At 62.6% G+C, this 26,079-nt stretch carries 38 protein-coding genes; 6 read left to right on the forward strand and 32 right to left on the reverse strand.

The window, feature by feature from the left end; genetic code table 11:
- The first annotated feature begins 13 nt into the window (after window positions 1-13).
- The gene (locus QI450_RS12330) at window positions 14-898 is read left to right on the forward strand and encodes a type II secretion system F family protein (protein ID WP_282468022.1); all 885 of its coding nucleotides are present in this window, start codon (window positions 14-16) and stop codon (window positions 896-898) included.
- An 88-nt stretch (window positions 899-986) separates the two neighbouring features.
- The gene (locus QI450_RS12335; protein WP_226774739.1) at window positions 987-1,451 is read left to right on the forward strand and encodes an Hpt domain-containing protein; all 465 of its coding nucleotides are present in this window, start codon (window positions 987-989) and stop codon (window positions 1,449-1,451) included.
- On the opposite strand, the gene QI450_RS12340 is transcribed toward QI450_RS12335, so the two are convergent.
- The gene (locus QI450_RS12340) at window positions 1,448-2,218 is read right to left on the reverse strand and encodes a response regulator transcription factor (protein ID WP_226774740.1); all 771 of its coding nucleotides are present in this window, start codon (window positions 2,216-2,218) and stop codon (window positions 1,448-1,450) included. The genes QI450_RS12335 and QI450_RS12340 overlap by 4 nt on opposite strands.
- A 213-nt stretch (window positions 2,219-2,431) precedes the next feature.
- Between QI450_RS12340 and QI450_RS12345 the strand changes: the two genes are divergently transcribed.
- Complete coding sequence (locus QI450_RS12345; protein ID WP_226774741.1) at window positions 2,432-4,093, forward strand: PAS domain-containing sensor histidine kinase; 1,662 nt, start codon at window positions 2,432-2,434, stop codon at window positions 4,091-4,093.
- Here the strand turns inward: QI450_RS12345 and QI450_RS12350 are convergent.
- The 8 genes from QI450_RS12350 to QI450_RS12385 form a co-directional block, all read right to left on the reverse strand.
- Window positions 4,090-4,998: a tRNA pseudouridine synthase A gene (locus tag QI450_RS12350; protein WP_226774742.1), complete on the reverse strand. Its 909-nt coding sequence runs from the start codon at window positions 4,996-4,998 to the stop codon at window positions 4,090-4,092. The genes QI450_RS12345 and QI450_RS12350 overlap by 4 nt on opposite strands.
- Before the next feature lie 34 nt (window positions 4,999-5,032).
- A complete protein-coding gene (gene rplQ, locus QI450_RS12355) occupies window positions 5,033-5,590 on the reverse strand; it encodes a 50S ribosomal protein L17 (protein ID WP_226774743.1) in 558 nt (185 codons plus the stop codon).
- A 75-nt stretch (window positions 5,591-5,665) separates the two neighbouring features.
- Window positions 5,666-6,676, reverse strand: a complete 1,011-nt coding sequence (locus QI450_RS12360; protein WP_024366109.1) for a DNA-directed RNA polymerase subunit alpha — start codon at window positions 6,674-6,676, stop codon at window positions 5,666-5,668.
- Window positions 6,677-6,809: 133 nt separating this feature from the next.
- Complete coding sequence (rpsK, locus tag QI450_RS12365; protein ID WP_018773682.1) at window positions 6,810-7,211, reverse strand: 30S ribosomal protein S11; 402 nt, start codon at window positions 7,209-7,211, stop codon at window positions 6,810-6,812.
- A 41-nt stretch (window positions 7,212-7,252) separates the two neighbouring features.
- Window positions 7,253-7,627, reverse strand: a complete 375-nt coding sequence (gene rpsM / locus QI450_RS12370; protein WP_024366110.1) for a 30S ribosomal protein S13 — start codon at window positions 7,625-7,627, stop codon at window positions 7,253-7,255.
- A 174-nt stretch (window positions 7,628-7,801) separates the two neighbouring features.
- The gene (gene rpmJ, locus QI450_RS12375) at window positions 7,802-7,915 is read right to left on the reverse strand and encodes a 50S ribosomal protein L36 (RefSeq protein WP_009358722.1); all 114 of its coding nucleotides are present in this window, start codon (window positions 7,913-7,915) and stop codon (window positions 7,802-7,804) included.
- A 68-nt stretch (window positions 7,916-7,983) separates the two neighbouring features.
- On the reverse strand, window positions 7,984-8,205 hold the full coding sequence (infA, locus tag QI450_RS12380) for a translation initiation factor IF-1 (RefSeq protein WP_011775571.1): 222 nt from the start codon (window positions 8,203-8,205) through the stop codon (window positions 7,984-7,986).
- Window positions 8,206-8,382: 177 nt separating this feature from the next.
- Entirely contained in the window at window positions 8,383-9,333 is a 951-nt protein-coding gene (locus QI450_RS12385) for a P1 family peptidase (protein ID WP_226774744.1), read from the reverse strand.
- Window positions 9,334-9,566: 233 nt separating this feature from the next.
- Between QI450_RS12385 and QI450_RS12390 the strand changes: the two genes are divergently transcribed.
- The 3 genes from QI450_RS12390 (at window position 9,567) to QI450_RS12400 (ending at window position 12,855) form a co-directional block, all read left to right on the forward strand.
- Entirely contained in the window at window positions 9,567-10,517 is a 951-nt protein-coding gene (locus tag QI450_RS12390) for a sugar ABC transporter permease (RefSeq protein ID WP_226774745.1), read from the forward strand.
- A gap of 62 nt (window positions 10,518-10,579) precedes the next feature.
- The gene (locus QI450_RS12395; RefSeq protein ID WP_226774811.1) at window positions 10,580-11,434 is read left to right on the forward strand and encodes a carbohydrate ABC transporter permease; all 855 of its coding nucleotides are present in this window, start codon (window positions 10,580-10,582) and stop codon (window positions 11,432-11,434) included.
- A 74-nt stretch (window positions 11,435-11,508) separates the two neighbouring features.
- Window positions 11,509-12,855 (forward strand): ABC transporter substrate-binding protein, encoded by a 1,347-nt coding sequence (locus tag QI450_RS12400; RefSeq protein ID WP_226774746.1) that lies wholly within the window; start codon window positions 11,509-11,511, stop codon window positions 12,853-12,855.
- A gap of 86 nt (window positions 12,856-12,941) precedes the next feature.
- On the opposite strand, the gene map is transcribed toward QI450_RS12400, so the two are convergent.
- The 23 genes from map to rpsJ form a co-directional block, all read right to left on the reverse strand.
- Window positions 12,942-13,769: a type I methionyl aminopeptidase gene (gene map, locus QI450_RS12405; RefSeq protein ID WP_226774747.1), complete on the reverse strand. Its 828-nt coding sequence runs from the start codon at window positions 13,767-13,769 to the stop codon at window positions 12,942-12,944.
- A gap of 103 nt (window positions 13,770-13,872) precedes the next feature.
- Window positions 13,873-14,442, reverse strand: coding sequence for an adenylate kinase (locus tag QI450_RS12410; RefSeq protein WP_226774812.1), 570 nt, complete (start codon window positions 14,440-14,442; stop codon window positions 13,873-13,875).
- A 5-nt stretch (window positions 14,443-14,447) separates the two neighbouring features.
- Complete coding sequence (gene secY / locus QI450_RS12415) at window positions 14,448-15,758, reverse strand: preprotein translocase subunit SecY (protein WP_226774748.1); 1,311 nt, start codon at window positions 15,756-15,758, stop codon at window positions 14,448-14,450.
- A gap of 185 nt (window positions 15,759-15,943) precedes the next feature.
- Entirely contained in the window at window positions 15,944-16,438 is a 495-nt protein-coding gene (gene rplO, locus QI450_RS12420; protein WP_226774749.1) for a 50S ribosomal protein L15, read from the reverse strand.
- Window positions 16,439-16,645, reverse strand: a complete 207-nt coding sequence (rpmD, locus tag QI450_RS12425) for a 50S ribosomal protein L30 (protein ID WP_160664304.1) — start codon at window positions 16,643-16,645, stop codon at window positions 16,439-16,441.
- Between the two features lie 3 nt (window positions 16,646-16,648).
- On the reverse strand, window positions 16,649-17,332 hold the full coding sequence (gene rpsE / locus QI450_RS12430) for a 30S ribosomal protein S5 (RefSeq protein ID WP_226774750.1): 684 nt from the start codon (window positions 17,330-17,332) through the stop codon (window positions 16,649-16,651).
- A 26-nt stretch (window positions 17,333-17,358) separates the two neighbouring features.
- Window positions 17,359-17,742, reverse strand: a complete 384-nt coding sequence (rplR, locus tag QI450_RS12435; protein ID WP_024366121.1) for a 50S ribosomal protein L18 — start codon at window positions 17,740-17,742, stop codon at window positions 17,359-17,361.
- Between the two features lie 2 nt (window positions 17,743-17,744).
- Window positions 17,745-18,281, reverse strand: a complete 537-nt coding sequence (gene rplF, locus QI450_RS12440) for a 50S ribosomal protein L6 (RefSeq protein ID WP_226774751.1) — start codon at window positions 18,279-18,281, stop codon at window positions 17,745-17,747.
- An 18-nt stretch (window positions 18,282-18,299) separates the two neighbouring features.
- Window positions 18,300-18,698: a 30S ribosomal protein S8 gene (rpsH, locus tag QI450_RS12445; protein WP_024366123.1), complete on the reverse strand. Its 399-nt coding sequence runs from the start codon at window positions 18,696-18,698 to the stop codon at window positions 18,300-18,302.
- A 94-nt stretch (window positions 18,699-18,792) separates the two neighbouring features.
- Complete coding sequence (rplE, locus tag QI450_RS12450; protein ID WP_226774752.1) at window positions 18,793-19,374, reverse strand: 50S ribosomal protein L5; 582 nt, start codon at window positions 19,372-19,374, stop codon at window positions 18,793-18,795.
- Window positions 19,374-19,733, reverse strand: coding sequence for a 50S ribosomal protein L24 (gene rplX / locus QI450_RS12455; RefSeq protein WP_226774753.1), 360 nt, complete (start codon window positions 19,731-19,733; stop codon window positions 19,374-19,376). Before rplX ends, rplE begins: the two co-directional genes overlap by 1 nt.
- A gap of 3 nt (window positions 19,734-19,736) precedes the next feature.
- A complete protein-coding gene (rplN, locus tag QI450_RS12460; RefSeq protein ID WP_024366126.1) occupies window positions 19,737-20,105 on the reverse strand; it encodes a 50S ribosomal protein L14 in 369 nt (122 codons plus the stop codon).
- 366 nt (window positions 20,106-20,471) lie between these two features.
- Window positions 20,472-20,780, reverse strand: coding sequence for a 30S ribosomal protein S17 (gene rpsQ / locus QI450_RS12465; protein WP_136321879.1), 309 nt, complete (start codon window positions 20,778-20,780; stop codon window positions 20,472-20,474).
- On the reverse strand, window positions 20,777-21,106 hold the full coding sequence (rpmC, locus tag QI450_RS12470) for a 50S ribosomal protein L29 (protein WP_269461899.1): 330 nt from the start codon (window positions 21,104-21,106) through the stop codon (window positions 20,777-20,779). Before rpmC ends, rpsQ begins: the two co-directional genes overlap by 4 nt.
- Before the next feature lie 2 nt (window positions 21,107-21,108).
- On the reverse strand, window positions 21,109-21,525 hold the full coding sequence (gene rplP / locus QI450_RS12475) for a 50S ribosomal protein L16 (RefSeq protein ID WP_024366129.1): 417 nt from the start codon (window positions 21,523-21,525) through the stop codon (window positions 21,109-21,111).
- The gene (gene rpsC / locus QI450_RS12480; protein ID WP_226774754.1) at window positions 21,526-22,371 is read right to left on the reverse strand and encodes a 30S ribosomal protein S3; all 846 of its coding nucleotides are present in this window, start codon (window positions 22,369-22,371) and stop codon (window positions 21,526-21,528) included.
- On the reverse strand, window positions 22,372-22,737 hold the full coding sequence (gene rplV, locus QI450_RS12485) for a 50S ribosomal protein L22 (RefSeq protein ID WP_069949298.1): 366 nt from the start codon (window positions 22,735-22,737) through the stop codon (window positions 22,372-22,374).
- Window positions 22,738-22,775: 38 nt separating this feature from the next.
- Window positions 22,776-23,057: a 30S ribosomal protein S19 gene (gene rpsS, locus QI450_RS12490; RefSeq protein WP_018773666.1), complete on the reverse strand. Its 282-nt coding sequence runs from the start codon at window positions 23,055-23,057 to the stop codon at window positions 22,776-22,778.
- A 12-nt stretch (window positions 23,058-23,069) separates the two neighbouring features.
- Complete coding sequence (gene rplB, locus QI450_RS12495) at window positions 23,070-23,909, reverse strand: 50S ribosomal protein L2 (protein WP_226774755.1); 840 nt, start codon at window positions 23,907-23,909, stop codon at window positions 23,070-23,072.
- 29 nt (window positions 23,910-23,938) lie between these two features.
- On the reverse strand, window positions 23,939-24,244 hold the full coding sequence (rplW, locus tag QI450_RS12500; protein WP_056425233.1) for a 50S ribosomal protein L23: 306 nt from the start codon (window positions 24,242-24,244) through the stop codon (window positions 23,939-23,941).
- Complete coding sequence (gene rplD, locus QI450_RS12505) at window positions 24,241-24,864, reverse strand: 50S ribosomal protein L4 (RefSeq protein WP_056425230.1); 624 nt, start codon at window positions 24,862-24,864, stop codon at window positions 24,241-24,243. Before rplD ends, rplW begins: the two co-directional genes overlap by 4 nt.
- Before the next feature lie 4 nt (window positions 24,865-24,868).
- Window positions 24,869-25,519: a 50S ribosomal protein L3 gene (rplC, locus tag QI450_RS12510; protein WP_024366134.1), complete on the reverse strand. Its 651-nt coding sequence runs from the start codon at window positions 25,517-25,519 to the stop codon at window positions 24,869-24,871.
- A gap of 17 nt (window positions 25,520-25,536) precedes the next feature.
- On the reverse strand, window positions 25,537-25,845 hold the full coding sequence (rpsJ, locus tag QI450_RS12515) for a 30S ribosomal protein S10 (RefSeq protein ID WP_038464699.1): 309 nt from the start codon (window positions 25,843-25,845) through the stop codon (window positions 25,537-25,539).
- Window positions 25,846-26,079: the final 234 nt, after the last annotated feature.

Consider the following 26,079-nt stretch of genomic DNA (forward strand, 5'->3'; position numbering starts at 1 on the left):
GGAGAAGTTTCTTATGTCGGCAACGGCTAGTGCAGCTATCGGATTGATCATGGCGGCTATTGCCCTGGCAACGTGGTCCGTCGTCGGCACCCGTGTCGCCGGGAAGGATTCCATCGTGGCAAACCTGTCCCGGGGGCTTGTTCCCGCCAAGAAGCCCGTCAAAGCGAGGAACTCGGTACTGGAGTCTTTCGCCGGACGGTTCACCCCCCGGCGTCTGGTGGCAAACCTGGACCGGCAGCTCGCCCTGGCGGGCCGTCCTCCCGCGTGGCCGCTCAAGCGCCTCATGGCCGCCAAATTCGCCGCCGCGGGCATCGCCGTCGTCGTCGGGTTACTGCTGATCAGAGATGATCCCAGCGCCAAGACACTGTGGCTCTCGATCGCCGTAACCATGGTTGGCTATTTCCTCCCCGATCTCCTGATCTACAGCAGGGGGCTCGAGCGCCAGGCCACCATCGGACTGGAACTGCCGGATACGCTGGATCAGATGACCATCGCTGTGGAAGCCGGCCTGGGGTTCGATGCCGCCATGTCACGGACCGGCCAAAACGGAAAAGGACCACTGGCCGCCGAGCTGGTCCGGACCCTGCAGGATATGCACATCGGGATGTCTCGCCGCGAGGCGTACCTGGCCCTCGCGGACCGGACCGGCGCGCCGGACCTCCGTCGCTTCGTCAACGCCATCCTGCAGGCGGACCGGTACGGAATCTCGATTTCCGCGGTACTCCGGACGCAGGCCAGCGAAATGCGGCGGAAGCGCCGGCAGCGGGCCGAGGAGCAAGCCATGAAGATCCCCGTCAAGGTCCTTTTCCCGCTCATGCTCTGCATCCTGCCCGTGCTCTTCATCGCACTGCTCGGCCCAGCCGTCATTAACGCCATCGCGACTTTCAGCGGCTTGTAAGGAGACCTTCCTGCGGCAAGCCGAAAGGTTTCCGCAGGAACCCCCAGAACGCGGAGCGTGTCCGGGTGGAGGCAGTAACGTTGGGCACATGTGCATTACAAGTCCCCCAGACGACGGCGGCGCGAACACTGCCCCCTCGGGCGAGGCCACCGCCAGCGGACCCAGCCTGAAAGTCCGCGAGGCAGCCGATCCAGCAGTTGCACCCCTCGTCGACCCTGCGGCGCTCCAGGATCTCGGTACCCAGCTGGACAGCCCTTCCGCAGCCAAAGGTTTCGCCAGAGACTACGCAAAGATGTGGGATCGCCGCTACAGCTGCCTGGCGTCGGCGCTGGGGCGCCGGGACCAGGCCGGCTCCCTGGAGGCTGTGCTGAGCCTTAAAACGTCCTCGGAGATGGTTGGCGGAGTGCGACTGGCCGAGCTCGCCGCAGAACTTGAGGCTGCCATCCGAGCCGGCGACATGGACCGCGCCCGGTCCCTCCTGGCCGAAGTTGCCGAGAGCGGCAGCGACACCGTGGACGAACTGCAGTACGGCTTCATCCTCCGGGAAAACTAGCCGCGCTGGGGAGCGAGCCGATACCCCACACCGCGGATCGTCTGAAGCCAGCGCGGCTGCAGCGGATCCTCGCGCAGCTTCCGCCGAAGATTCCCGATATGGACCTCAACGGCCCGCTCGTCGGATTCACCGATATAGGCATCCGTCGGGTAATACTCGCCACGCACCACGCGGACCAGGTCAGACTTGGAGCGGACGGCACCGGCTCCCTTGAGCAAGGCATGCAGTAGATCGAACTCGCTGCGGGTAAGGCTGGTGGCCGCACCTTCCACGGTGACCGTCCTGCTGTCCGGGTTAAGTTCCAGACCGTTGTGACGCAACATGGAATCCTGCGGCACAGCCGGGGCGGCCGAACCCGCAGCGACCGCAGTGCCGAGTGGTGCGCTGATAGTGTTCTGCCGGGGCCGCCGCATCATCGCCGCCACCCTGGCACGGAGTTCGCGGGGCCTGAAGGGTTTGGTCAAAAAATCGTCGGCGCCGGTGTGCAGCGCGGTGAGTGTGTCCACCTCGTCCGTTCGCGCTGTCAACATCACGACGTACGCATCACTGAACAGGCGGATCCGGCGCAGTACTTCGAAGCCGTCGATGTCGGGCAGCCCAACGTCCAAGGTGACGACGTCAGCGTCCAAGCGACGGACGACGTCCACCCCTTCCCGGCCGCGGTCTGCCAAATGGACGTCGAATCCCGCCTGGCTCAGTACGGCTTCGATCAGGTTTCGAACGTCTTCGTCGTCCTCAACGACGACAGCGACTCCAAGGTCAGTCATGGCGCCCCTCACATCAGGTCCTGCTCCATCTTCCGACGCGGACGCGCCGGCAATGCTGATCACACCGGCCCCCACCGGCATTGTCAGGATACCCACGGGGACCCGGAAAAGACGGTTCCGGCGCAGGAATAGAAGGCCAATTCCTAAGTGTTGAGTCAATCTTGTGTGACAGGAGGTGTAAAACTGGAGAAGCGAGGAAGGAGTAAAGCTTCAGTGAGTGAACAGCAACTGGTCCGAAGGGTGGACGGCTACTTCAGTGCCTTGGGGCCTCGGGTGCGGTCGCTGGCCTGCCAGCTGCCGCTGGCGGTGGCCATGGCCGTCGTCGTCCTGGCATCACCCGCCAGCTGGCAAGGGCTCTTCAGCGATCCGGTGTTTCTTTTCGCCGTGGCACTGCACACACTGGCCCTGCTGGCATGCGTTGTGGTGCCGTGGGAACGTCTCGGACGGCTTGCCACGCTGATGATCCCACTTCTGGACCTCATCGCGATCGGGTTCAGCGGCAGCCCCGGGGGCCTGTCCAGCGTCGGCGTGCTGTCCATCCTGCCGGTGGTCTGGATCTCCAGCTCCGGCTTGCCCACAGCCGCGTGCCTGTCCATCAGCTTCTTCGGGCCGCTTCTGGCCGTCCTGCCGTGGATCCCGGCCAACGCCGCCGGGCCGGACCGGATCGCAGCGCTGCTGCTCCTGCCGGGCACGGCACTTGCCGTGTCGGTCGCCCTGCGCTTCGCCCGCCTTCGGGTGCACCAGGAGCAACGGCGAATCCAAGCCCAAGAGGCCCAGCTGCACGCCTTGCTTGCTGCCAGCAGGGAACGCGAGCGGCTTCTCAAAACCATCCTGGACACTGTCGATGTTGGCATCGTCGCCGTCAACGCCGCGGGCAGCCGCCTGCTGACCAACAGCTGGCAAACGGCGTTGGAGGAGTCCGCCACCCCTGCCGGCGCCGCGAAGGGTACGGACGAGTCACGGCTGCTGCTCACCGGGCAGGACCCTGAGACACCCCTCGCCCCGGAACGACGGCCGCTGCGGCGGGCGGCCTCCGGCGAGACTTTCGCGGACTACCTGGTGCGCTTTGGCGAACCCCCCGGCAGCCGGGTGGTCTCCACTGGCGCGCGGCCACTCAGGGACGACGACGGCGGATTCTGCGGCTCCGTCGTGGTGTTCACCGAGGTCACCGGACTGGTGGAGGCCCTCGCCGTCAGGGACGACATCGTCTCCACCGTCTCACATGAGTTCCGCACCCCGTTGACCTCGATCATCGGCAACCTGGACTTGGTCCTCGGTGATTCCGCGGAGCTCTCCACCACCACCGAGCGGCGGGTCGAAGTGGCCCAACGCAACGCCGAGCGCCTGCTGGCCCTTGTCTCGGACCTGTTGATGTCCGCGACCGCGACCGTCTACGTCCATCCGCGCCGGACTGACCTGACCAGCCTTGTGGAAGCGAGCCTCGGCTCGGCCCAAGCCCACGCCCACGCGTCCCGGGTCTTGCTGACCATGGACCTGCCGGACCCGCTCTGGGCCGATGTTGATCCGCTGCGGATCAGCCAGGCCCTGGACAACCTCGTCTCCAATGCCATTAAGTACTCACCCGGCGGCGGCAGCGTCCACGTCTCCGCCAGTACGGCGGAGGGGCTGGTGCTGCTGCACGTGGAGGATGCCGGAATGGGGATGACCGCCAGCGACGCCGAACGGATCTTCACCCGGTTCTTCCGCAGCCCGGCGGTTCGTGAGGGCCCGATCCCCGGGGCCGGGCTGGGCCTGTCCATCACCAAGGCGATCATTGAGGGCCACGGCGGTTCCCTTAGCTGCACGACGCGTCCGGGCTGCGGGAGCACCTTCACCATGGTTCTGCCCGCCGAGGCCGCCCCGCCGGCCTTCTAATCCACTGCGGGCTGCTCTCGGCGCAACGCCCGGGTCAACTCGGCCCTAGCCAGCAACCCGCTCGCCGAGGGATAGGCCACTTCCTCCAGCACCAGCGGATGCGGGGCAGCCAGCACGGATTTGGCATCACGCTGGCGGGCCATCAGCCGCTCGAAGAGCCAGTCCGGCGTCTCGATGCCGGCCCCCACGAACAGCGCTGATCCAACCAACGACCTGACCATGTTGTGGCAAAACGCATCCGCCTGGACCGTGGCCACTAATACCCCGTCGGCACCGCGGGCGAACTCGAAGCGCTGGAGCTCCCGGATGGTGGTGGCGCCCTGCCGCGGTTTGCAGTACGAACGGAAATCCTGCAGGCCCAGCAACTGGGAGGCACCCTCGTTGAGCAACCCGACGTTCAACTGTTCCGGGTGCCACAGGGTGGAGGTCCGCCCCAGTGGATCCCAAAGCGCAGGCCCGTCAGCAATCCGGTAGCTGTAGCGGCGCCAGAGCGCTGAGAACCGGGCGTCAAAGCCCTCCGGGGCGATGGCGACCCTATGGACCTCGATGGCGCCGGTGAGGTCGCCGAGACCACGGCTTAGGGAGCCGCGGAGGCGGCGGAGCAGGGCCACTGCGGGGTCCAGTTCCACGCCGCGGTTCAGGCCCGTCCACTCTGCCGCGCTGAGGTCAACGTGCACCACCTGTCCGCGTGCGTGCACCCCGGCATCGGTCCGCCCGGCGACGGTGACCCTGACGGGCCGGCGGATCAGCATCGCAATGGCGTCCTCGAGCGTGCCCTGGACAGTTCGCCGGCCGGGCTGGACGGCCCACCCGCTGAAGGGCCCGCCGTCGTACGCAAGATCCAGCCGGATACGCAAAAACCCGCCGCCCCCTCGGACGGGGGCAACGGGTTTCTGGTCGTTCATAGACTTAAGTCTAGGCGAAGAAGAAGTCAGCGAATTACTTCGCGTCCTTGGACTCTGCGGCGGCTTCCTCAGCGGCCGGAGCCTCTTCGGCAGCAACTGCTTCGGTCTCGGTGACCTCGGCGGCCGGAGCCTCTTCGGTCTCGGCAGCCTCGGTCTCAGCAACCGGGGCCGCCTTGTCGGCGTCGCGCTTGGCGGCGGAGGTAGCCTCGGCTACGACTGCCTGCTTCGCGGAAACCGGCTCGAGAACCAGTTCAATGACAGCCATGGGAGCGTTGTCGCCCTTACGGTTGCCGATCTTGGTGATGCGGGTGTATCCGCCGTTGCGGTTCTCCACTGCCTGCGCAATGTCGGTGAACAGCTCGTGGACGATGCCCTTGTCGCTGATCAAGCCGAGTACACGGCGGCGGGAAGCCAGGTCGCCGCGCTTGGCGAAAGTCACCAGGCGCTCGGCGTACGGCTTCAGTCGCTTGGCCTTGGTCACCGTGGTGGTGATCCGTTTGTGCTCGAACAGTGCGGCGGACAGGTTCGCGAGCATCAGGCGCTCGTGACTTGCTCCGCCTCCGAGGCGCGGACCCTTAGCGGGGGTAGGCATAATAGTTTCTCCTCATATGGAAGCCGTGGGGCTGCGCACCGTGGTGCATCCAGCCGGCAGGCCAAGATCTGTTTGTTAGAGCTCGTCGTCGCTGAACGCGGCGTCGTCCTCTTCAATTGCTGCGGCGCGTGCTGCGAGGTCAAATCCGGGAGGGGAGTCCTTGAGGGACAGGCCCAGTTCAACAAGCTTTGCCTTGACCTCATCAATGGACTTCGCACCGAAGTTACGGATGTCCATCAGGTCAGCCTCGGAGCGGGCAACGAGTTCACCCACGGTGTGGATGCCCTCACGCTTGAGGCAGTTGTAGGAACGGACGGTGAGGTCCAGATCCTCGATCGGCAAGGCCATGTCTGCTGCCAGCGCAGCATCCGTCGGCGACGGGCCAATCTCGATACCTTCAGCTGCGGTGTTCAGCTCGCGGGCCAGACCGAACAGTTCCACCAGGGTGGTACCTGCCGAAGCAACCGCATCGCGCGGGGCGATGGCCTGCTTGGTCTCGACGTCGACAATCAGCTTGTCGAAGTCAGTGCGCTGCTCAACACGGGTAGCTTCCACGCGGAAAGTAACCTTCAGCACCGGCGAGTAGATCGAGTCGACCGGGATGCGGCCAATCTCGGAGTCGCCGGACTTGTTCTGAGCTGCCGAAACGTAGCCGCGGCCGCGCTCGATGGTCAGTTCGAGTTCGAACTTGCCCTTCGAGTTCAGTGTGGCAATGTGCAGATCCGGGTTGTGGAATTCGACGCCGGCCGGCGGAGCGATGTCCGCGGCCGTGACGACTCCCGGGCCCTGCTTGCGCAGGTAAGCAACAACCGGCTCGTCGTGCTCGGAGGAGACCGAGAGGTTCTTGATGTTAAGGATGATCTCAGTGACATCTTCCTTGACACCCGGAACCGTGGTGAACTCGTGCAGCACGCCATCGATCCGGATGCTCGTGACAGAGGCACCGGGGATGGAGGAGAGCAGGGTACGGCGGAGGGAATTTCCGAGGGTGTATCCGAAGCCGGGCTCCAACGGTTCAATGATGAAACGGGAGCGGTTGTCGGAGACGACCTCTTCGGAGAGGGTGGGGCGCTGTGCAATGAGCACTTAGGTTTCCTTTCGGCGAGCATCCGCTATATGACGCAACACAGGTGGTGGAAAGATCGGTCTGAGGACTTAACGCCGCCGGGCTTGCCCGGACCATCGAAGGTCCGGGCAAGCACCGGTGCGTTGGAAAGCCTTAGACGCGGCGGCGCTTCGGCGGACGGCAACCGTTGTGGGCGCTGGGGGTTACATCCTGGATGGATCCAACCTCAAGGCCAGCGGCCTGCAGTGAACGGATAGCCGTTTCGCGACCCGAACCCGGGCCCTTGACGAATACGTCAACCTTGCGCATGCCGTGCTCCTGCGCACGCTTTGCGGCGGCTTCGGCGGCCATCTGGGCTGCGAACGGGGTGGACTTACGTGAGCCCTTGAAGCCAACCTCACCGGATGAAGCCCAGGAGATGACAGCACCGTTCGGATCCGTGATGGAAACGATGGTGTTGTTAAAGGTGCTCTTGATGTGCGCCTGGCCCAGCGCGATATTCTTTTTGTCCTTCTTACGCGGCTTGCGAACCGCGCCACGAGTCTTCGGGGGCATTATTTCTCCTACAGAAAGTTATCGGGTGGAAGACGAGCGGTTTAGCGCGTCTTCTTCTTGCCTGCGACGGTGCGCTTCGGGCCCTTGCGGGTACGTGCGTTCGTCTTTGTACGCTGTCCGCGCACTGGCAGGCCCTTGCGATGGCGAATACCTTCATAGCTGCCGATTTCCACCTTGCGGCGGATATCTGCTGCTACTTCGCGGCGAAGGTCACCTTCAACCTTGTAGTTGCCTTCAATGTAATCACGCAGCTGGACGAGCTCGGCGTCGGACAGGTCCTTGACCCGAACGTCCGCGCTGATGCCGGTGGCAGCCAGGGTTTCGTGTGCACGGGTCTTGCCCACGCCGTAGATGTAAGTAAGCGCAATTTCCAACCGCTTTTCGCGGGGAATGTCTACGCCAGCGAGACGAGCCATAGAGGCAGTGCTCCTTGAATAAACCGGAGGTCGTAGGCAGTACACCCGCACGGTGCGTGCGGCCCCAGCCTCCGACCGGGGGTTAGCTGTCCGGGCCCATACGTCCCAGATCAGCTTGTGCTGCCTTTTATTTACTTGCGTGGGTTAGCAACCCAGGATTTCCCGAAAGGGAAATTAGCCCTGGCGCTGCTTGTGGCGCGGGTTCTCGCAGATCACCATGACCCGGCCATTACGGCGGATCACTTTGCACTTTTCGCAGATCTGCTTGACGCTCGGCTTGACCTTCATGGCGTTCCTTTGCGTGTTGCAGTGGTCAGCTGGACCGGCCTTCGGCTGTCGCCTTGGCCGTCCAGTGTTTACTTGTAGCGGTAGACGATACGACCACGTGTCAGGTCGTACGGGCTCAGCTCCACCACTACCCGGTCCTCAGGGAGAATCCTGATGTAGTGCTGGCGCATCTTTCCAGAGATGTGTGCCAGAACGACGTGCTTGTTGGTGAGCTCAACGCGAAACATCGCGTTAGGCAGCGCCTCAGTCACAACGCCCTCGATCTCAATGACCCCGTCCTTCTTGGCCATACCCTCCGCTAACTGTTGTTTGCCGCAGCCCTTCCGGTTGCACCGGAAATGACCACGGACGTTTTTGATTGATTGGCTGATGCCTCCCGGCCACAAAAGGGCACAACAGGGCAGACAACCAACAGACAACACTACGGCATTGCCGCCGAAATGTTAAATCCAGCAATCGTAGCGCACTCAGCGTCCGTATGCACCAAAGTGGCCCGACGGAGTGCTCACGGCCCGCGCGCTGGCGATCCCGTCCAGGATCGCCAGGCGGACGACGTCGGCAGCCGCACTTTGCAGGCTGATCAGGCTCCCCTGCCGAGCCGCCTCGCTGCTGCGGTCCAGCGACAGGGCGCCGGTGGCGAGGCAAAAGACGGTGTCGCCGTCGGCCAGGGTGTGGCTGGGATACAGTGCCCGCGCCAGGCCGGCATGCGCCGCCGAAGCGGTGCGTTTGCATTCGGCTTTGTCCAGGACCGCATTGGTGGCTACAACGGCAAGGGTGGTGTTGAGCGGCGGCGCAGCCGTGACTTTCGCTTGCCGATCAGTGATCGCGCCGGAACCCTCGTAGGGCAGGCCCAGGGCGTTAACTACGGCGAGGGCCCCGACCACGACGCCGTTCTCCAGCGTGATCGAGGCTGTGCCTATGCCGCCCTTATAGGTCCCCCGGCCAATGAGGGCGCCGGTGCCGGCGCCTACGTTGCCTCGTTCGACGGCGTGCCCTTCAGTGCGGCCGGCCGCGTCCGCTGTGGCCGCGTAGCCCATGGCGGCGTCCGGGCGGGCAGCAAAGTCGCCGCCGCGGCCAAGGTCGAAGATCGCCGCCGCCGGCACGATTGGGACCAGTCCGCCGGGCACGGTGAACCCGCGGCCGTGCTCCTCGCACCAGCGCTGGGCCCCGCCGGCGGCGGCCAGGCCGTAGGCGCTCCCTCCGGTGAGTACGACGGCGTCAACGGTGCGGGTCAGGGTTGTGGGGTCCAGCGCGTCGGTTTCATGCGTTCCTGGGCCGCCGCCGCGGACGTCGACGGAGCCCGCAGTGCCGGCCGGAGGGAGCACCACCGTCACCCCGCTGAGCCACCCGGCGGCCGTCCTTTCCGTGTGGCCCACCCGGATTCCCGGCACGTCCGTAATCGAAGTGATTGCAGTCATGGGTCCATTGTGCGCGCAGCCGCCGTGAACATGACCGGCGCACATCACACGGTCCCGGGCGAACTTTGTGTAATACTGCAACCAACATTAGGTAAACGGGCACGGAAGCCTGCCAAAACAATGCTCCGACCGGGGCTTGATCGGGGTTCCGCCCACCACCTGTGTGGTGAAGTGTTGTTGATCCCCCGCCCACTTGCCTGCCATCGGCAGGCCCGGATCCGTTAGAGACCCCTATGACACGACAATTGACCGAGAGTCCTCCGGCTATCGCCCGGACTGTCGCACCGGACCCGCGCCGGGGACGCTGGTCCAACCGGACCCGCCGGGATTTTATGGTCTTCCTGGCGCTGGCCCTGCCAAACCTTGCACTGATAGCGGTGTTTACCTACCTGCCGCTGATCAATAACATCTACTACTCCACGCTTGACTGGACCCTTGGCTCCGCTTCCGCCACGGTCGTCGGCTTCGACAACTACATCAACTTCTTCACCAGCGCCGACGCCGCCAAGGTCCTGGGGACCACCGCCGTCTTTACCGTTATCACCGTTGGCGGCTCCATGGTCCTCGGTTTGCTGGTAGCCCTCGCGTTGAACTCCAAAGTCCGCGGAACCACCTTCGCCCGGTCCGCCGTCTTTGCCCCCTACGTGCTCAGCGGTGTGGGCGTTGGGCTGGTCTGGCTGTTCATCTTTGATCCCGGCTACGGCGTGCTCGCCTGGCTGCTGCGAGGCTTCGGCCAGCAGAGCCCCCAGTGGATCAACGACCCGCAACTGTCCCTGGTGATGGTCATCATCGTCTATGTCTGGAAAAACCTCGGCTACTGCGCCGTCGTCTACCTCGCCGGGTTGCAGTCGCTCCCCCAGGATGTGATGGAGGCCGCCTCCCTGGACGGCGCCAACGGTTTCCGCCGCTTCGTCAGCATGTCGGTTCCGCTGCTCTCTCCCACAACCTTCTTCCTGCTGATCACCACAATGCTCAGCTCCCTGCAGGCCTTCGACCTGATCCGGATCATGACCCCGCTGGGCAACGGCACCAGCACCCTGATTTACGAGGCATACCTGCAGGCTTTCGGTGCCTTCAACCGGGCCGGCTACTCCGCCTCAATCTCCGTGATCCTCTTTGGCATCCTGCTCATCATCACCGTGCTGCAGGTGCGGTTCGTCGAACGGAAGGTGCACTACTCGTGAGCACACTCTCGCCCGTGAATCCCGATCCCCCGGCCGCAGCCGCCTCCGGCACCGAGGCTGAGGTGCCGCGCCAGCGGCCGTTTTCCCGCGCCAACCTGGTGCAGACAATCGCCGGCGGCTACGTCCCCCTCATCCTCGGCACCCTCGTCGTGGTCCTGCCACTGTTATGGATGGTCCTCAGTTCCCTCAAGCAACCCGGTGAAATCATCACCATGGACCTCAAGCTCCTGCCGGAGAGCGTAAACCTGGACAACTACCGCGTTGCGATGACCACCGTGCCGTTTGCCCAGTTCTTCCTCAACAGCCTGATTGTGACTACCGTGGGCGCCACCGTGAAGGTGATCCTGGCCATCCTGACCGCCTACGCCCTGGTTTTTGTGCGCTTTCCCTTCAAGAACGCCATTTTCATTCTTATCCTGGTCGCGCTGATGGTGCCGCCGCAGGTTTCGATCCTGCCCAACTACATCCTGATCGCGGGCATGGGCGGAAAAAACACGCTGTGGGGCATCATCCTGCCCGGACTCGGCACCGCCTTCGGCACCTTCCTGCTGCGCCAGCATTTTATGACGCTGCCCGGCTCCATCCTGGAGGCTGCCGAGATCGACGGCGCGGGCCACTGGCGCCGGCTGTGGCAGGTCGCTGTCCCGGTCTCCGGCCCCTCCATAGCTACCGTCGCCCTGGTCACAGTGGTGAGCGAATGGAACGACTACATCTGGCCCCTTATCATTACCGACCGGCCGGAAACCATGACACTGCCCGTCGGCCTGACGCTGTTGCAGAACTCGGAAGGAAACGGCTCCGGCTGGGGCATCCTGATGGCCGGCGCCGTACTGGTCATTGTGCCCATCCTCTTGGTCTTTGCCGCCCTGCAGCGCTATATCGTCGCCGGCCTCACCCAGGGCAGCGTCACCGGATGACACAGCGCTCGAAAGTTCCCCTGCCCACAACGTCTACACCGTTCAACGAGTCAGCATCATCGAGAGGATCCACCATGGCATCGAATCTTGGCCGAAGGCACTTCCTGGGACTGGCCGGCGCAGGCGCCGGCGCCGCTGCGCTGTCTGCCTGCGGCGGCCCGTCCACCGGCGGCACTGCGGCAGCAACCACCGCCGCCGACATCGACTTCAACGGCGTCAAGCCGGCAGCTTCGATCGATTTCTGGAGCAACCACCCGGGCAAGTCCCAGGACGTGGAAAAAGCCATGATCGACAAGTTCCAGGCCAAATTCCCGGAGATCAAAGTCAACCTCGTCACCGCCGGGGCGAACTACGAGGAAATCGCACAGAAGTTCCAAACATCCCAGGCCGCCAAGTCAGGCCTTCCGGGCCTTGTGGTGCTCTCCGATGTCTGGTGGTTCCGCTACTACACCAACGGCAACATCATCCCGCTGGACAGCCTGGTCAAGCAGCTGGACATCAAGGTGGGGGATTTCCAAAAGTCCCTGGTCGCCGACTACCAGTACGAGGACAAGCAGTGGGCGCTCCCCTACGGCCGCTCCACCCCGCTGTTCTACTACAACAAGGACCACTTCAAGGCAGCCGGGCTGCCGGACCGCGCGCCGAAGACGTGGCAGGAATTTGCCGAGTGGGCCCCTAAGCTGCAGGCCAGCTCCGGCGCCCAGTATGCCTACATTTACCCGGCCCTGGCCGGGTACGCCGGCTGGACATTGCAAAATAACCTGTGGGGTTGGGGCGGCAGCTGGTCCAATGAATGGTCCATCAACTGCGATTCCGCCGAGTCGGTCGCCGCGCTGCAGTGGGCCCAGGACTCCATCTTCAAGGACAAGTGGGCAGGCGTCTCCTCCAAGGAAGCTGCCGACGACTTCGCCGCGGGCATTACCTCATCAACGATCTCCTCAACGGGTTCGCTGTTGGGGGTCCTGAAGTCCGCGAAGTTTAATGTCGGCGTCGGCTACCTCCCGGGCGGACCCAAGAACGAGAGCCCTGTGTGCCCCACCGGCGGTGCGGGATTGGGCATCCCCAGCGGCGTCAGCAAGGAGGTCCAGCTCGCAGCAGCCATGTTCCTGAAGTTCATTACGGAACCGGAAAACACGGCAGACTTCTCCGCGGCCACCGGCTACATGCCCACCCGGACGTCCGCGGACATGACCGCTGTTCTCGCTGCCACCCCGCAGATCAAGACAGCCATGGACCAGCTCGCCGTGACGCGCGTGCAGGACAACGCGCGGGTGTTCCTGCCCGGCGCCGACCAGGAAATGGCCAAGTCCGCCGCGGCGATCCTCACCCAGCAGGGCGATGTCCAGGCGACAATGACGGCACTCAAAAGCACCTTGGAAGGGATCTACACCAAGGACGTGAAGCCTAAACTCAAGAGCTAAGTCCCTCCCACCCAACTGGCTCGCAGTTGTGGCCGTTTTGAGCACTCATAACGGCCACAACTGCGAGCTACTTGGGTTAAGCGGGTTTAGGGAATCGGGACGGGCACGACGCCGAACGGTTCCAGCTTCGCCGCTCCCCCGTCCGGCGCGGACAGAACCCAGATGCCCTTCTCGTGGACCGCAACGGAATGTTCCCACTGGCAGGACCGTTTGCCGTCGGTGGTCACGACTGTCCAGTCGTCGTCCAGGACAGCGGTTTCGATGCTGCCCCGGACCAGCATGGGTTCGATGGCCAGGCACAGCCCGGGACGGATCTTCGGTCCGCGGTGAGTGGTGCGGAAGTTCGGTACGTCCGGGGCCATATGCATTTCGGAACCGATGCCGTGGCCCACATAGTCCTCGAGGATGCCCAAGGCCTTGCCGGGCACGGAGGAAACGTAATCGTCGACGGCGTTCCCGACGTCGCCGACGAACTTCCCGGTCGCGAGGGCGGCAATCCCATGCCACATTGCGCTCTCGGTGACGTCGGAGAGCCTCTGGTCCTCAGGATCGGCCGTGCCCACGATAACGGTTCGCGCGGAGTCCGAGTGCCACCCGTCCAGGATCGCGCCGCCGTCGATCGAAAGGATATCCCCGTCCGCCAGGACGCGGCCGCCGGGGATGCCGTGCACTACTTCCTCGTTGACCGAGGTGCAGATGGTCGCGGGGAACCCGTGGTATCCGAGGAAATTCGATGTGGCACCAGCGTCCTTGAGGACGGCGGCGAACACAGCGTCAAGGTCTTTGGTGGTCTTCCCCGGCGCGGCCGCCGCTGTCGCGGCGTCAAGGGCCCGGCTGAGGACGAGCCCGGCCTGGTGCATGGAACGCATCTGGGCGTTGGTCTTGTATTCGATGCGTGGCTGGCCGAATGCCATTCGCAACTTCCTTTCGGTGGGGCCGGCCGCCCCGATGGGCGGATGGCCAAATGGCTGAGGCCCCTCCCGGTTCACGGGAGGGGCCTCAAGGTTCATGATCCGGTCAGGCCGACTGGGCCGCTTTGATCGCTTCCATCACACGGTCGGTGACCTCGTCGATGCCGCCAATGCCATCAACACGGGTCAGGATGCCACGCTCGGCGTACTTGGCGACGACGGCTTCCGTCTGGCCGTGGTAGAGGTCGAGGCGGTGCCGGATGACGGCTTCGTTGTCGTCGGAGCGTCCGGTTTCCCTGGCGCGGCCCAGCAGGCGGGTGACAAGCTCCTCGTCGTCGGCCGTCAGCTGCAGGACGACGTCGAGCTTCTGGTCCCCTTCGGCGAGGATCCCGTCGAGGTAGTCGACCTGCGCTGTGGTCCGCGGGTAGCCGTCGAGGAGGAAGCCGTTCCCGACGTCGCCCTCCTGCAGCCGGTCGCGAACCATCTTGTTGGTCACGCTGTCCGGGACAAAGTCGCCGGCGTCCATGTACTTCTTGGCTTCGATGCCCAACGGCGTCTCACCCTTGACGTTGGCGCGGAAGATATCTCCCGTGGAGATCGCAATAACGCCGAGGCGCTCAGAAATGCGTTCCGCCTGCGTACCCTTGCCGGATCCGGGAGGTCCGATAATCAACATTCTCGTCATCGCAAAAGCCCTTCGTAGTGACGCTGCTGTAGCTGCGCGTCAATCTGCTTGACGGTCTCCAACCCGACGCCGACCATAATCAGGATCGACGTACCACCGAACGGGAAGTTCTGGTTGGCGTTGATCAGGACCAGGGCGACCAGCGGGATAAGTGCCACAAAAGCGAGGTAAATGGCACCGGGAAGCGTGATCCTGGCAAGCACGTACTGCAGGTAATCTGCAGTCGGCTTGCCGGCACGGATACCCGGAATGAAGCCGCCGTACTTCTTCATGTTCTCAGATACTTCTTCAGGGTTGAAAGTGATCGCAACATAGAAGTAAGTGAAGAACACAATCATGGCGAAATAGAGCGCCATGTAGACGGGGTGGTCACCGCGGACCAGGTTGTTGTTGATCCACTCCACCCAGGGGGCCAGCTGCTCGCCGGGCTTGGGCTGGTTGAACTGCGAGATCAGGCCCGGCAGGTACAGCATCGACGAAGCGAAGATGACGGGAACGACGCCGGCCATGTTCACCTTGATCGGGATGTAGGTACTGGTGCCCCCCACGGTGCGGCGGCCGATCATGCGCTTGGCGTACTGCACCGGGATGCGCCGCTGGGACTGCTCCACAAAGACCACGGCGGCCACCGTCAGCAATCCGATGACCAGGACCAGGAAGAAGGTGCCCGGACCCTTGGAGGTCCAGATGCCACCCAGGGAGCCGGGGAAGCTGGAGACGATCGAGGTGAAGATGAGCAGCGACATGCCGTTGCCAACACCCTTTTCGGTCACAAGCTCGCCCATCCACATGATCAGGCCGGTGCCGGCCGTGAGCGTGATGATGATCAGGATGGTGGTCACGATGCCGGTGTCCGGGATGATCGGCAGCTGGCAGTTGGGCAGCAGTTGGCCGGAGCGGGCCAACGACACCAGGGTCGTGGCATTCAACAGGCCCAGCGCGATCGTAAGGTAACGCGTGTACTGCGTCAGCTTCGATTGGCCGGAGGCACCTTCTTCGTACAACATCTGGAACCGGGGAATAACCACCCGGAGCAGCTGGACGATGATACTGGCCGTGATGTAGGGCATGATGCCCAGGGCGAAGACGGACACCTGCAGCAGCGCACCGCCGCTAAACAGGTTGACGAGCTGGTAGATACCGCCCGAGGTCTGACCGTTCTGCAAGCATTGCTGGACATTCTGGTAGCTCACACCGGGCGAGGGGACAAAGGCACCCAAGCGGAAGATGGTGATGATTCCCAGCGTGAACAACAACTTGCGTCGCAGATCAGGCGTGCGAAAGGCCCGGCCAAATGCGCTAAGCAAGCGTCCTCCTGAGTATTAAGTAAAGTCGTGTGAGGCAGGTCAAATAAACCCAACAACCGAGTCTAACGGGTGGACGCGCCCTGCGAACAATCGCCGGACCGGGAAACGAGAAAAACTCCCGGCAGCCGGGGCCGAAGCCCCGGCTACCGGGAGTTTTCACAACGGGCAACTGCCCCGCCGCCTCCTTAGAGGGCGGTGGTGCTTCCGCCTGCTGCGGCAATCTTCTCTGCGGCGCTGGCCGAGAATGCGTGCACGGTGACGTCAACCTTGACGGTGATGTCACCGGTGCCCAGCACCTTGACGGGCTGGTTCTTGCGAACCGCACCCTTTTCGACCAGGTTCTCCACGGTGACTGCGCCACCTTCCGGGAACAGCTCGTTGAGCTTGTCCAGGTTTACTACCTGGAACTCAACCCGGAACGGGTTCTTGAAACCGCGCAGTTTCGGCAGGCGCATGTGCAGCGGCAACTGGCCGCCGGCAAAGCCAGCCTTGATCTGGTAGCGGGCCTTCGTACCCTTGGTACCGCGACCAGCGGTCTTACCCTTGGAACCTTCGCCACGACCAACACGGGTCCTGGCGGTCTTGGCACCCGGGGCGGGACGCAGGTGGTGAACCTTCAGTGCGTTCTGCTTCTCAGCAGCGGCGCCCTGTGCCTTTTCGGCGGTGTTCTTCTCTGCCATTTACTTCGCCTCCTCTACCTTTACCAGGTGCGGAACCGTGTTGAGCATTCCGACGGTCACGGCGTCGGCGGTGCGGACAACGGTGTGTCCGATCCGCTTCAGGCCGAGGGACCGAAGGGTGTCGCGCTGGTTCTGCTTGCCGCCAATGGCGGACTTGATCTGAGTGATCTCCAACTGTGCGTCGGAGACAAGCACGTTCTTAGCCAAGACTCAGACACCTGCCTTCTGGTTCAAAAGCGCCTTCACCATTGCCGGCGGAGCGATCTCGTCGAGCGGGAGGCCGCGGCGTGCTGCCACTGCTGCCGGCTCTTCGAGGCGCTTCAGCGCGTCAACGGTCGCGTGCACGATGTTGATGGCGTTGGAAGATCCGAGCGACTTGGAGAGGATGTCGTGGATGCCCACGCACTCCAGTACTGCACGGACCGGACCGCCGGCGATCACACCGGTACCGGCGGAAGCCGGACGCAGCATAACAACGCCTGCGGCGGCTTCACCCTGAACGCGGTGCGGGATGGTGCTGCCGATGCGGGGGACGCGGAAGAAGGACTTCTTGGCTTCTTCGACGCCCTTCGCGATGGCGGCAGGAACTTCCTTAGCCTTGCCGTAGCCAACGCCGACCATACCGTTGCCGTCACCGACGACGACGAGGGCGGTGAAGCTGAAGCGACGACCACCCTTGACGACCTTGGAAACACGGTTGATGGTTACGACGCGCTCTACGAACTGGCTCTTTTCGGCTTCACGGCCACCATCGCGGCCACCACGGCCACCACGGTCGCCACGGCCCTGGCCGCGGTCGCCACGCTCGCCGCGACGAGCGCCACCACGGGCGCCGTCAGCGGCAGCAGCAGGCGCAGCGGTCTCAGTTGCCGGAGCAGCTACAGCTTCAGTCACCTGAATGTCCTTTTCGTTATTTTCGGTCACAGTGCCAGCCCACCTTCACGTGCGCCGTCAGCGACGGCGGCGATCCGGCCGTGGTACTTGTTACCACCGCGGTCGAAGACAACTGCTTCGATACCGGCAGCCTTGGCACGCTCGGCGACGAGCTCGCCAACGCGCTTGGCCTTGGCAGTCTTGTCACCGTCGAATGCACGAAGGTCGGCTTCCAAAGTGGAGGCGCTCGCTACGGTCAGGCCCTTGCTGTCATCAACAACCTGGACGAATACGTGGCGTGCGGACCGGTTGACGACCAGACGAGGACGTACAGCCGTTCCGGAAATGCGCTTGCGGATACGAAGCTGGCGACGGCTGCGCTGGGCAGACTTGCTCTTGTTCGTACGCTTCTTGTTAATTGCGATCGCCATGGTTACTTACCAGCCTTTCCGACCTTGCGGCGGATGACTTCGCCTGCGTAGCGGATGCCCTTGCCCTTGTAGGGGTCCGGCTTCCGCAGCTTGCGAATGTTGGCAGCAACCTCGCCGACCTGCTGCTTGGAGATACCTGAAACAGAGAGCTTGGTCGGGGTCTCTACTGCAAAGGTGATGCCGTTCGGTGCCGTGATGTTAACCGGGTGGCTGTAGCCCAGAGCGAACTCCAGGTCAGTTCCCTTTGCCTGAACGCGGTAACCGGTACCGACAATTTCAAGCTTCTTCTCGTAGCCTGCGGTGACACCCTGGATCATGTTGGCGATCAGGGTGCGGGTCAGGCCGTGCAGCGAACGTGAGGCGCGCTCATCGTTCGGGCGGGCGACGGTCAGGGTGCCATCTTCCAGGGAAACCTCGATCGGGCTGGCCACAGTGTGGCTCAGCTCGCCTTTGGAACCCTTGACGCTGACGACAGAGCCGTCAACCTTGACCTCAACGCCGGCAGGAACGGTGATGGGGAGACGTCCAATACGTGACATTATTCTCTTCCTTTCCCGTTACCAGACGTAAGCGAGGACTTCGCCGCCCACGCCCTTCTTGCCGGCCTGCTTGTCAGTCAAGAGGCCGGAAGAGGTGGACAGGATTGCGACACCCAGGCCACCGAGCACGTGCGGCAGGTTGGTGGACTTTGCGTAAACGCGCAGTCCCGGCTTGGAAATACGACGAACGCCAGCGATTGAACGCTCGCGGTTCGGACCGAACTTGAGCTCGAGGGTCAGCTTCTTGCCAACCTCCGCGTCTTCTTCTTTCCAGGAGGCGATGTAACCCTCGGCCTTCAGGATGTCGGCAACGCGTGCCTTGAGCTTGCTGTACGGCATAGACACGGATTCGTGGTATGCCGAGTTTGCGTTGCGCAGACGCGTAAGCATGTCTGCGACGGGATCTGTCATTGTCATGGTGGGCTCTTGCCCTTCCTCATAACGGTTTCCACCGTGCTGGGCAGCCGAACAAGTTCGGAACCAGCACGGACGGACCTTTTACGTAGCTAGATTAATCTTCGGTCTTGAACGGGAAGCCAAGCGCCTTGAGCAGCGAGCGGCCTTCGTTGTCGGTCTTGGCAGTGGTCACGACGGTGATGTCCATGCCGCGAACGCGGTCGATGGAATCCTGGTCGATCTCGTGGAACATAACCTGCTCGGTCAGACCGAAGGTGTAGTTGCCGTTGCCGTCGAACTGCTTGCCGCTGAGGCCCCGGAAGTCGCGGATACGCGGCAGAGCCAGCGTGACCAGACGGTCCAGGAATTCCCACATACGGTCCCCACGCAGAGTTGCGTGTGCACCGATCGGCATGCCTTCGCGCAGCTTGAACTGTGCGATCGACTTGCGGGCTTTGGTTACCTGCGGCTTCTGGCCGGTGATCAGGGTCAGATCGCGGACAGCGCCGTCGATCAGCTTGGAGTCCTTGGCGGCATCTCCAACACCCATGTTCACAACGACCTTCACCAGACGGGGAACCTGGTTGACGTTCTCGTACTTGAATTCCTCAACGAGCGTGCTCTTGATGGAATCCGCGTACTTGGTCTTCAGACGAGGAACGATCTTGCTTGCCGGAGTCTCGAGAGTCTCAGTCATTAGATGTCCTTTCCTGAGCTCTTGGCCACGCGGACACGCACTTCGCGCTTCACGCCATCGCGCTCAACGGTCTCGGTGCGGAAACCGACGCGGGTGGGCTTTTTGGTGGACGGGTCAACCAGTGCCACGTTGGAGATGTGGATCGTAGCCTCGACGACTTCGATGCCACCGGTCTTGGTGCCGCGCTGCGACTGACCGACCTTGGTGTGCTTGGTTACGCGGTTGATACCTTCGACCAACACGCGGTTGGACTCGGGGTATACGCGCAGAACCTTGCCCTGCTTGCCCTTGTCACCGCCGCGCTCAGCCTTGGCACCGGTGATGACCTGAACCAGGTCGCCCTTTTTGATCTTAGCCATGGACTAAAGCACCTCCGGAGCCAGAGAAACGATCTTCATGAACTTCTTATCGCGAAGTTCACGACCAACCGGTCCGAAGATGCGGGTACCGCGGGGGTCACCGTCAGCCTTCAGGATCACAGCTGCGTTCTCGTCAAACTTGATATAGGAACCATCCGCACGGCGGCGTTCCTTCTTGGTACGGACGATGACAGCCTTGACGACGTCGCCCTTTTTTACGTTGCCGCCCGGAATTGCGTCCTTGACGGTAGCGACGATTACGTCGCCAATGCCTGCGTAGCGACGGCCAGATCCACCGAGAACGCGAATGGTAAGGATTTCCTTAGCACCCGTGTTGTCGGCGACCTTGAGTCGCGACTCCTGCTGAATCACTATTTACTCCTTGCGTCGCGCGGGTTCTCAGACCGAAAGTCTTCCTACGGAATGAGCCTTGCGGAACGGTTGATCGGGGTGTCTCTTGACCTGCCTGGATTTTGCCAGACCAGGCCTAAACTCCCGTGCCAAAAACATTTGCTTCCCTGATGAATCCCGACGGGTCGGGGCAGCAGGGGGCACTATGCCGTGGCACGATTGTTTACGAGTTTGATGACAGCGCACAGAGGGCGCCATACAAACTCAAAATCTTAGCACGTTTCAGGCGTATCCCCATATCACGGCAGCGACGCCGGCGGGAAACGGAGAAACCCCCGCGCCCAGAAGGGAACGGGGGTTTCTCGACTCACAGCGAGGCTGCAGGTGTTACTTGGCCTTCTCGAGGATCTCCACCAGACGCCACCGCTTGGTAGCGGAGAGCGGGCGGGTCTCGGCGAGGAGAACGAGGTCGCCGATGCCGGCGCTGTTCTCTTCGTCGTGAGCCTTGATCTTCGTGTTGCGGCGAAGGACCTTGCCATAGAGGGCGTGCTTCACACGGTCCTCGACCTGGACAACAATGGTCTTTTCCATCTTGTCCGAGACCACGTAGCCGCGCTTCGTCTTACGGTCACCGCGCTCGTCAGCCGTAGCTGCGCCGGAAACAGTTTCCGTCACGTTCTCGTCCTTTTCACTCACTTGGTGTCCTCCTCAGTCTCAACCGTTTCAGCCTTGTCGGCCTTCTTGGTTGCAGCTTTCTTGGACTTCTTTTCTTCCTTGGCTTCCACAACCGGTGCGGCAACCTCGGCACGAATGCCCAGCTCGCGCTCACGGAGAACGGTGTAGATGCGGGCGATGTCCTTCTTTACCGCGCGCAGCCGACCGTGGTTCTCCAGCTGACCGGTGGCGGACTGGAAACGCAGGTTGAACAGCTCTTCCTTGGCCTTACGGAGTTCCTCAACGAGTCGCTCGTTGTCGAAACCGTCCAGCTGTGCGGATGCAAGTTCCTTGGATCCTACTGACATTTCTATTCACCACCTTCGCGACGCAGAATGCGTGCCTTCAACGGGAGTTTGTGGATCGCCAGGCGCAGTGCCTCGCGGGCCGTTTCTTCATCGACCCCGGAGATCTCAAAGAGAACCCGGCCCGGCTTGACGTTTGAGACCCACCATTCCGGAGAACCCTTACCGGAACCCATGCGGGTTTCGGCCGGCTTCTTCGTCAGCGGACGGTCCGGGTAGATGTTGATCCAGACCTTGCCGCCACGCTTGATGTGGCGGGTCATCGCGATACGGGCAGACTCGATCTGACGGTTGGTGACGTATGCCGGGCTCAGAGCCTGGATACCCCACTCACCGAAAGAGACCTTCGTGCCGCCCGTTGCAGCGCCGGAACGACCCGGGTGGTGCTGCTTACGGTGCTTGACTCGACGTGGGATAAGCATTTAAGCCTGTCCTCCTTCTACTGACTGCGCCGTGCCTGCGGCTCCGGCTTCAACAGCCGGAGCTTCGGCAGCAGCGGGTGCAGCCTCAGCCGGGCGATCGTTACGACGACGGCGGTCACCACGGTCAGCGCCGCCCGGGCGGCCCGGACGATCGCTGGCACCACGGCCGCGGGACGGAGCAGCAGCAGCCTGCTGAGCCAGTTCCTTGGCGGTGACGTCACCCTTGTAGATCCAGACCTTCACGCCGATACGGCCGAAGGTGGTCTTGGCCTCGTAGAAGCCGTAGTCGATGTTCGCGCGGAGGGTGTGCAGGGGCACACGGCCTTCGCGGTAGAACTCCGAGCGGGACATTTCTGCGCCGCCCAGTCGACCGGAGCAAGCGATCCGGATGCCCTTGGCACCGGCACGCTGTGCGGACTGCATGGCCTTCTTCATCGCACGGCGGAAAGCCACGCGGGAAGTCAGCTGCTCAGCAACGCCCTGGGCAACAAGCTGGGCTTCCATCTCGGGGTTCTTGACCTCGAGGATGTTCAGCTGAACCTGCTTGCCGGTGAGCTTTTCGAGCTCGCCGCGGATGCGGTCTGCTTCTGCACCGCGGCGGCCGATAACGATGCCCGGACGTGCAGTGTGGATATCCACACGGACACGGTCGCGGGTGCGCTCGATTTCAACCTTGGCGATACCGGCGCGCTCCATGCCCGTGGACATAAGCTGGCGGATCCGGATGTCTTCGCGAACGAAGTCCTTGTACCGCTGGCCGGGCTTGGTGCTGTCAGCAAACCAGTGCGATACGTGATCGGTGGTGATGCCGAGTCGGAACCCGTGCGGGTTAACTTTCTGTCCCACTTAGCGAGCCTCCTCTTTCTCCGGGGTAGCGACTACCACGGTGATGTGGCTCGTGCGCTTCTTAATCTGAAATGCACGACCCTGGGCTCGCGGCTGAAACCGCTTCATGGTCGGGCCTTCATCAACATACATTTCGCTGATGATGAGGTCACCCTCGTCAAACGCCACGCCGTCACGGTCCGCGAGGACCCGGGCGTTGGAGATTGCCGACTGAACTACCTTGAATACCGGCTCCGAAGCTGCCTGCGGGGCAAACTTCAGAATTGCCAGAGCCTCATTCGCTTGCTTACCACGAACAAGGTTGACGACGCGCCGGGCCTTCATAGGCGTTACGCGGATGTGACGCGCAATTGCCTTGGCTTCCATTGCTTTCCTTCTCTCGTCTTTGACGTAAGTGCAGGCGCCTAGCGGCGCTTGCCCTTACGGTCGTCCTTGACATGGCCGCGGAATGTCCGCGTGGGAGCGAATTCGCCGAGCTTGTGCCCGACCATCGACTCAGTGACAAACACGGGGATGTGCTTGCGTCCGTCATGTACGGCGATCGTGTGACCGAGCATGTCGGGGACGATCATCGAACGGCGGGACCAGGTCTTGATGACGTTTTTGGTGCCCTTTTCGTTTTCCCTGGCTACCTTTACAAAGAGGTGCTGGTCAACGAAAGGACCTTTTTTCAGGCTGCGTGGCATGTGTCCAGGCTCCTATCGCTTGTTCTTGCCAGTACGACGGCGACGAACAATAAGCTTGTCGCTCTCTTTGTTGGGACGGCGGGTGCGGCCTTCGCGCTTACCGTTCGGGTTGACGGGGTGACGTCCACCGGACGTCTTACCCTCGCCACCACCATGGGGGTGGTCGACCGGGTTCATGGCGACACCACGGACGGTCGGGCGAACGCCCTTCCAGCGCATACGGCCGGCCTTACCCCAGTTGATGTTCGACTGCTCGGCGTTGCCGACCTCGCCGACGGTTGCGCGGCAGCGCACGTCAACGTTGCGGATTTCGCCGGAAGGCAGACGCAGCTGGGCGAAGCGGCCTTCCTTTGCCACGAGCTGGATCGATGCGCCGGCAGAGCGGCCCATCTTGGCGCCGCCACCCGGACGCAGTTCAACTGCGTGGATAACGGTACCCACCGGGATGTTGCGCAGCGGAAGGTTGTTGCCGGGCTTGATATCAGCGTCGGCACCTGCTTCCACCGTGTCACCCTGGGACAGCTTGTTCGGGGCGATGATGTAACGCTTGGTGCCATCAACGTAGTGGAGGAGTGCGATGCGAGCCGTGCGGTTCGGATCGTACTCGATTTCGGCAACGCGGGCGTTGACGCCGTCTTTGTCGTGGCGACGGAAGTCGATCAGACGGTACTGGCGCTTGTGTCCACCACCCTTGTGACGGGTCGTGATCTTACCGGTGTTGTTACGGCCACCCTTTTTCGGGAGGGGACGTACCAACGACTTTTCCGGCGTCGACCGCGTGATTTCAGTGAAGTCCGCTACGCTCGAGCCGCGACGGCCCGGGGTAGTCGGCTTATATTTACGGATTCCCATAATTTATTTCCTCGTTAAAGTGGTCTCCGCTACGAGAGCGGACCGCCGAAGATGTCGATAGTGCCTTCTTTGAGGCTCACAATTGCACGCTTGGTGTTCTTGCGGGTACCCCATCCGAATTTGGTGCGCTTGCGCTTACCGGCACGGTTGATGGTGTTGATCGAGTCGACCTTGACGGAGAAGATTTTCTCCACGGCCAGCTTGATCTCGGTCTTGTTCGAGCGGGGGTCCACCAGGAAGGTGTACTTGCCCTCGTCGATCAGGCCGTAGCTCTTTTCCGAGACGACGGGTGCAAGCACAACGTCGCGCGGATCCTTGAGGGTGGCTGCACTCACTTGGCATCCTCCTGGTTCTTTGCCACTGCCCGGTCAGCAACGAATGCTTCGTAGGCAGCCTTGGTGAAGACAACGTCATCGGAGACGAGAACGTCGTAGGTGTTCAGCTGGTCTGCGTACAGAACGTGAACATCCGTGAGGTTACGCACGGAGAGTGCAGCAACGTCGTTGGCGCGCTCGATGACAACGAGCAGGTTCTTACGCTCGGAGACACCTCGCAGGGTTGCCAGTGCTGCGCTGGAGGACGGCTTGGTGCCGGCTACCAGTTCAGCGACGACGTGGATGCGGCCGTTACGGGCGCGGTCAGAGAGAGCGCCGCGCAGTGCAGCAGCAATCATCTTCTTGGGGGTGCGCTGGCTGTAGTCACGCGGCGTGGGGCCGTGGACAACGCCACCACCGGTCATGTGAGGAGCACGGATTGAACCCTGACGGGCGCGGCCGGTGCCCTTCTGCTTGAACGGCTTGCGACCTGCACCGGAAACCTCGGCGCGGGTCTTGGTCTTGTGGGTACCCTGGCGAGCAGCAGCGAGCTGGGCAACGACGACCTGGTGCAGCAACGGCACGTTGGTCTGTACGTCGAAGATCTCTGCAGGCAGGTCAACCTTGACAGTGCTAGTCATTGAACTAGGCTCCCTTCACGGCGGTGCGTACGAGTACGACCTGGCCGCGGGCGCCGGGGACGGCGCCCTTGATCAGGAGCAGCGACTTCTCGACGTCAACCGCGTGGACCGTGAGGTTCAGCGTGGTGTGACGAACGGCGCCCATGCGGCCGGCCATTTTCATGCCCTTGAAGACGCGGCTCGGGGTGGATGCGCCACCGATGGAACCGGGCTTGCGGTGGTTCTTGTGTGCACCGTGGGAAGCTCCAACGCCGTGGAAGCCGTGACGCTTCATTACACCGGCGAAGCCCTTGCCCTTGGTGGTGCCAACAACGTCGATCTTCTGGCCGGCTTCGAAGAGCTCTACGGAGAGCTCCTGGCCCAGCTCGTAAGAGTCAGCATCTGCAGTGCGCAGTTCGACGACGTGGCGGCGAGGCGTGACGCCTGCCTTTTCAAAGTGACCAGCCAGCGGCTTGGTGACCTTGCGGGGATCGATCTGGCCGTAGCCGATCTGAACGGCGACATAGCCATCAGTGTCTGCATTGCGCAGCTGCGTGATGACGTTGGAGTCAGCCTGGACCACAGTGACGGGGATGAGCTTGTTGTTCTCGTCCCAGACCTGGGTCATGCCGAGCTTCGTGCCCAGCAGGCCCTTTACGTTACGGGTTGCGGTCATAGTCTCTCAGCACCTCCCTAGAGCTTGATTTCGATGTTCACGTCGGCCGGCAGGTCGAGACGCATAAGCGAATCAACAGCCTTGGGCGTGGGGTCGATGATGTCGATCAGACGCTTGTGAGTACGCATTTCGAAGTGCTCACGGCTGTCCTTGTACTTGTGCGGAGAGCGGATGACGCAGTAGATGTTCTTCTCCGTCGGCAGCGGCACAGGGCCTACTACCGTGGCGCCTGCGCGCGTGACCGTCTCAACGATCTTCCGTGCTGAAACGTCAATGACCTCGTGGTCGTATGACTTCAGCCGGATGCGGATTTTTTGTCCCGCCATGTCGCCTGACTCTCTTTCAGTTAGTGCTGCTCCAGTGAGGGCTGCTCTGTTTACTTGCGTGTTGCATGTGGCTGCCGAGGCAATTGAAGTCGTAACTACCACCCGCCGCACAAGCTGAATCCGGACAAATCCGGGTTCCTCAACCTGCCGGCGTAACCGACCCCCGCGGTCGGGCGTGTCGCGCTTTTCACGCATACACATCCGCAGTTCCATGGGGAGTGGGTTATGTTTGGT

It is taken from the genome of Arthrobacter sp. EM1, assembly GCF_029964055.1.
Lineage (GTDB): Bacteria > Actinomycetota > Actinomycetes > Actinomycetales > Micrococcaceae > Arthrobacter.

Bases quoted from the DNA above. Each gene is read 5' to 3' on its own strand.
- rplB (WP_226774755.1), bottom strand. From the start codon at position 23,909: ATGGGAATCCGTAAATATAAGCCGACTACCCCGGGCCGTCGCGGCTCG.
- rplX (WP_226774753.1), bottom strand. From the start codon at position 19,733: ATGGCTAAGATCAAAAAGGGCGACCTGGTTCAGGTCATCACCGGTGCC.
- rpsK (WP_018773682.1), bottom strand. From the start codon at position 7,211: ATGCCCCCGAAGACTCGTGGCGCGGTTCGCAAGCCGCGTAAGAAGGAC.
- QI450_RS12330 (WP_282468022.1), top strand. From the start codon at position 14: ATGTCGGCAACGGCTAGTGCAGCTATCGGATTGATCATGGCGGCTATT.
- rpsH (WP_024366123.1), bottom strand. From the start codon at position 18,698: ATGACAATGACAGATCCCGTCGCAGACATGCTTACGCGTCTGCGCAAC.
- infA (WP_011775571.1), bottom strand. From the start codon at position 8,205: ATGGCCAAGAAGGACGGGGTCATTGAGATCGAGGGCGTTGTGACTGAG.
- rplC (WP_024366134.1), bottom strand. From the start codon at position 25,519: ATGACCGCAACCCGTAACGTAAAGGGCCTGCTGGGCACGAAGCTCGGC.
- rpmC (WP_269461899.1), bottom strand. From the start codon at position 21,106: ATGTCAGTAGGATCCAAGGAACTTGCATCCGCACAGCTGGACGGTTTC.
- rplD (WP_056425230.1), bottom strand. From the start codon at position 24,864: ATGACTAGCACTGTCAAGGTTGACCTGCCTGCAGAGATCTTCGACGTA.
- rplF (WP_226774751.1), bottom strand. From the start codon at position 18,281: ATGTCACGTATTGGACGTCTCCCCATCACCGTTCCTGCCGGCGTTGAG.
- QI450_RS12335 (WP_226774739.1), top strand. From the start codon at position 987: ATGTGCATTACAAGTCCCCCAGACGACGGCGGCGCGAACACTGCCCCC.
- QI450_RS12410 (WP_226774812.1), bottom strand. From the start codon at position 14,442: ATGTTGATTATCGGACCTCCCGGATCCGGCAAGGGTACGCAGGCGGAA.
- rplE (WP_226774752.1), bottom strand. From the start codon at position 19,374: ATGACTGAGACTCTCGAGACTCCGGCAAGCAAGATCGTTCCTCGTCTG.
- rpsM (WP_024366110.1), bottom strand. From the start codon at position 7,627: ATGGCTCGTCTCGCTGGCGTAGACATTCCCCGCGAAAAGCGGTTGGAA.
- map (WP_226774747.1), bottom strand. From the start codon at position 13,769: ATGGCATTCGGCCAGCCACGCATCGAATACAAGACCAACGCCCAGATG.
- rpsJ (WP_038464699.1), bottom strand. From the start codon at position 25,845: ATGGCGGGACAAAAAATCCGCATCCGGCTGAAGTCATACGACCACGAG.
- rplR (WP_024366121.1), bottom strand. From the start codon at position 17,742: ATGGCGATCGCAATTAACAAGAAGCGTACGAACAAGAGCAAGTCTGCC.
- QI450_RS12340 (WP_226774740.1), bottom strand. From the start codon at position 2,218: ATGACTGACCTTGGAGTCGCTGTCGTCGTTGAGGACGACGAAGACGTT.
- rplQ (WP_226774743.1), bottom strand. From the start codon at position 5,590: ATGCCTACCCCCGCTAAGGGTCCGCGCCTCGGAGGCGGAGCAAGTCAC.
- rplO (WP_226774749.1), bottom strand. From the start codon at position 16,438: ATGGCAGAGAAGAACACCGCCGAAAAGGCACAGGGCGCCGCTGCTGAG.
- QI450_RS12400 (WP_226774746.1), top strand. From the start codon at position 11,509: ATGGCATCGAATCTTGGCCGAAGGCACTTCCTGGGACTGGCCGGCGCA.
- QI450_RS12350 (WP_226774742.1), bottom strand. From the start codon at position 4,998: ATGAACGACCAGAAACCCGTTGCCCCCGTCCGAGGGGGCGGCGGGTTT.
- rpmJ (WP_009358722.1), bottom strand. From the start codon at position 7,915: ATGAAGGTCAAGCCGAGCGTCAAGCAGATCTGCGAAAAGTGCAAAGTG.
- rplP (WP_024366129.1), bottom strand. From the start codon at position 21,525: ATGCTTATCCCACGTCGAGTCAAGCACCGTAAGCAGCACCACCCGGGT.
- QI450_RS12390 (WP_226774745.1), top strand. From the start codon at position 9,567: ATGACACGACAATTGACCGAGAGTCCTCCGGCTATCGCCCGGACTGTC.
- rplV (WP_069949298.1), bottom strand. From the start codon at position 22,737: ATGGAAGCCAAGGCAATTGCGCGTCACATCCGCGTAACGCCTATGAAG.
- rpsS (WP_018773666.1), bottom strand. From the start codon at position 23,057: ATGCCACGCAGCCTGAAAAAAGGTCCTTTCGTTGACCAGCACCTCTTT.
- QI450_RS12385 (WP_226774744.1), bottom strand. From the start codon at position 9,333: ATGACTGCAATCACTTCGATTACGGACGTGCCGGGAATCCGGGTGGGC.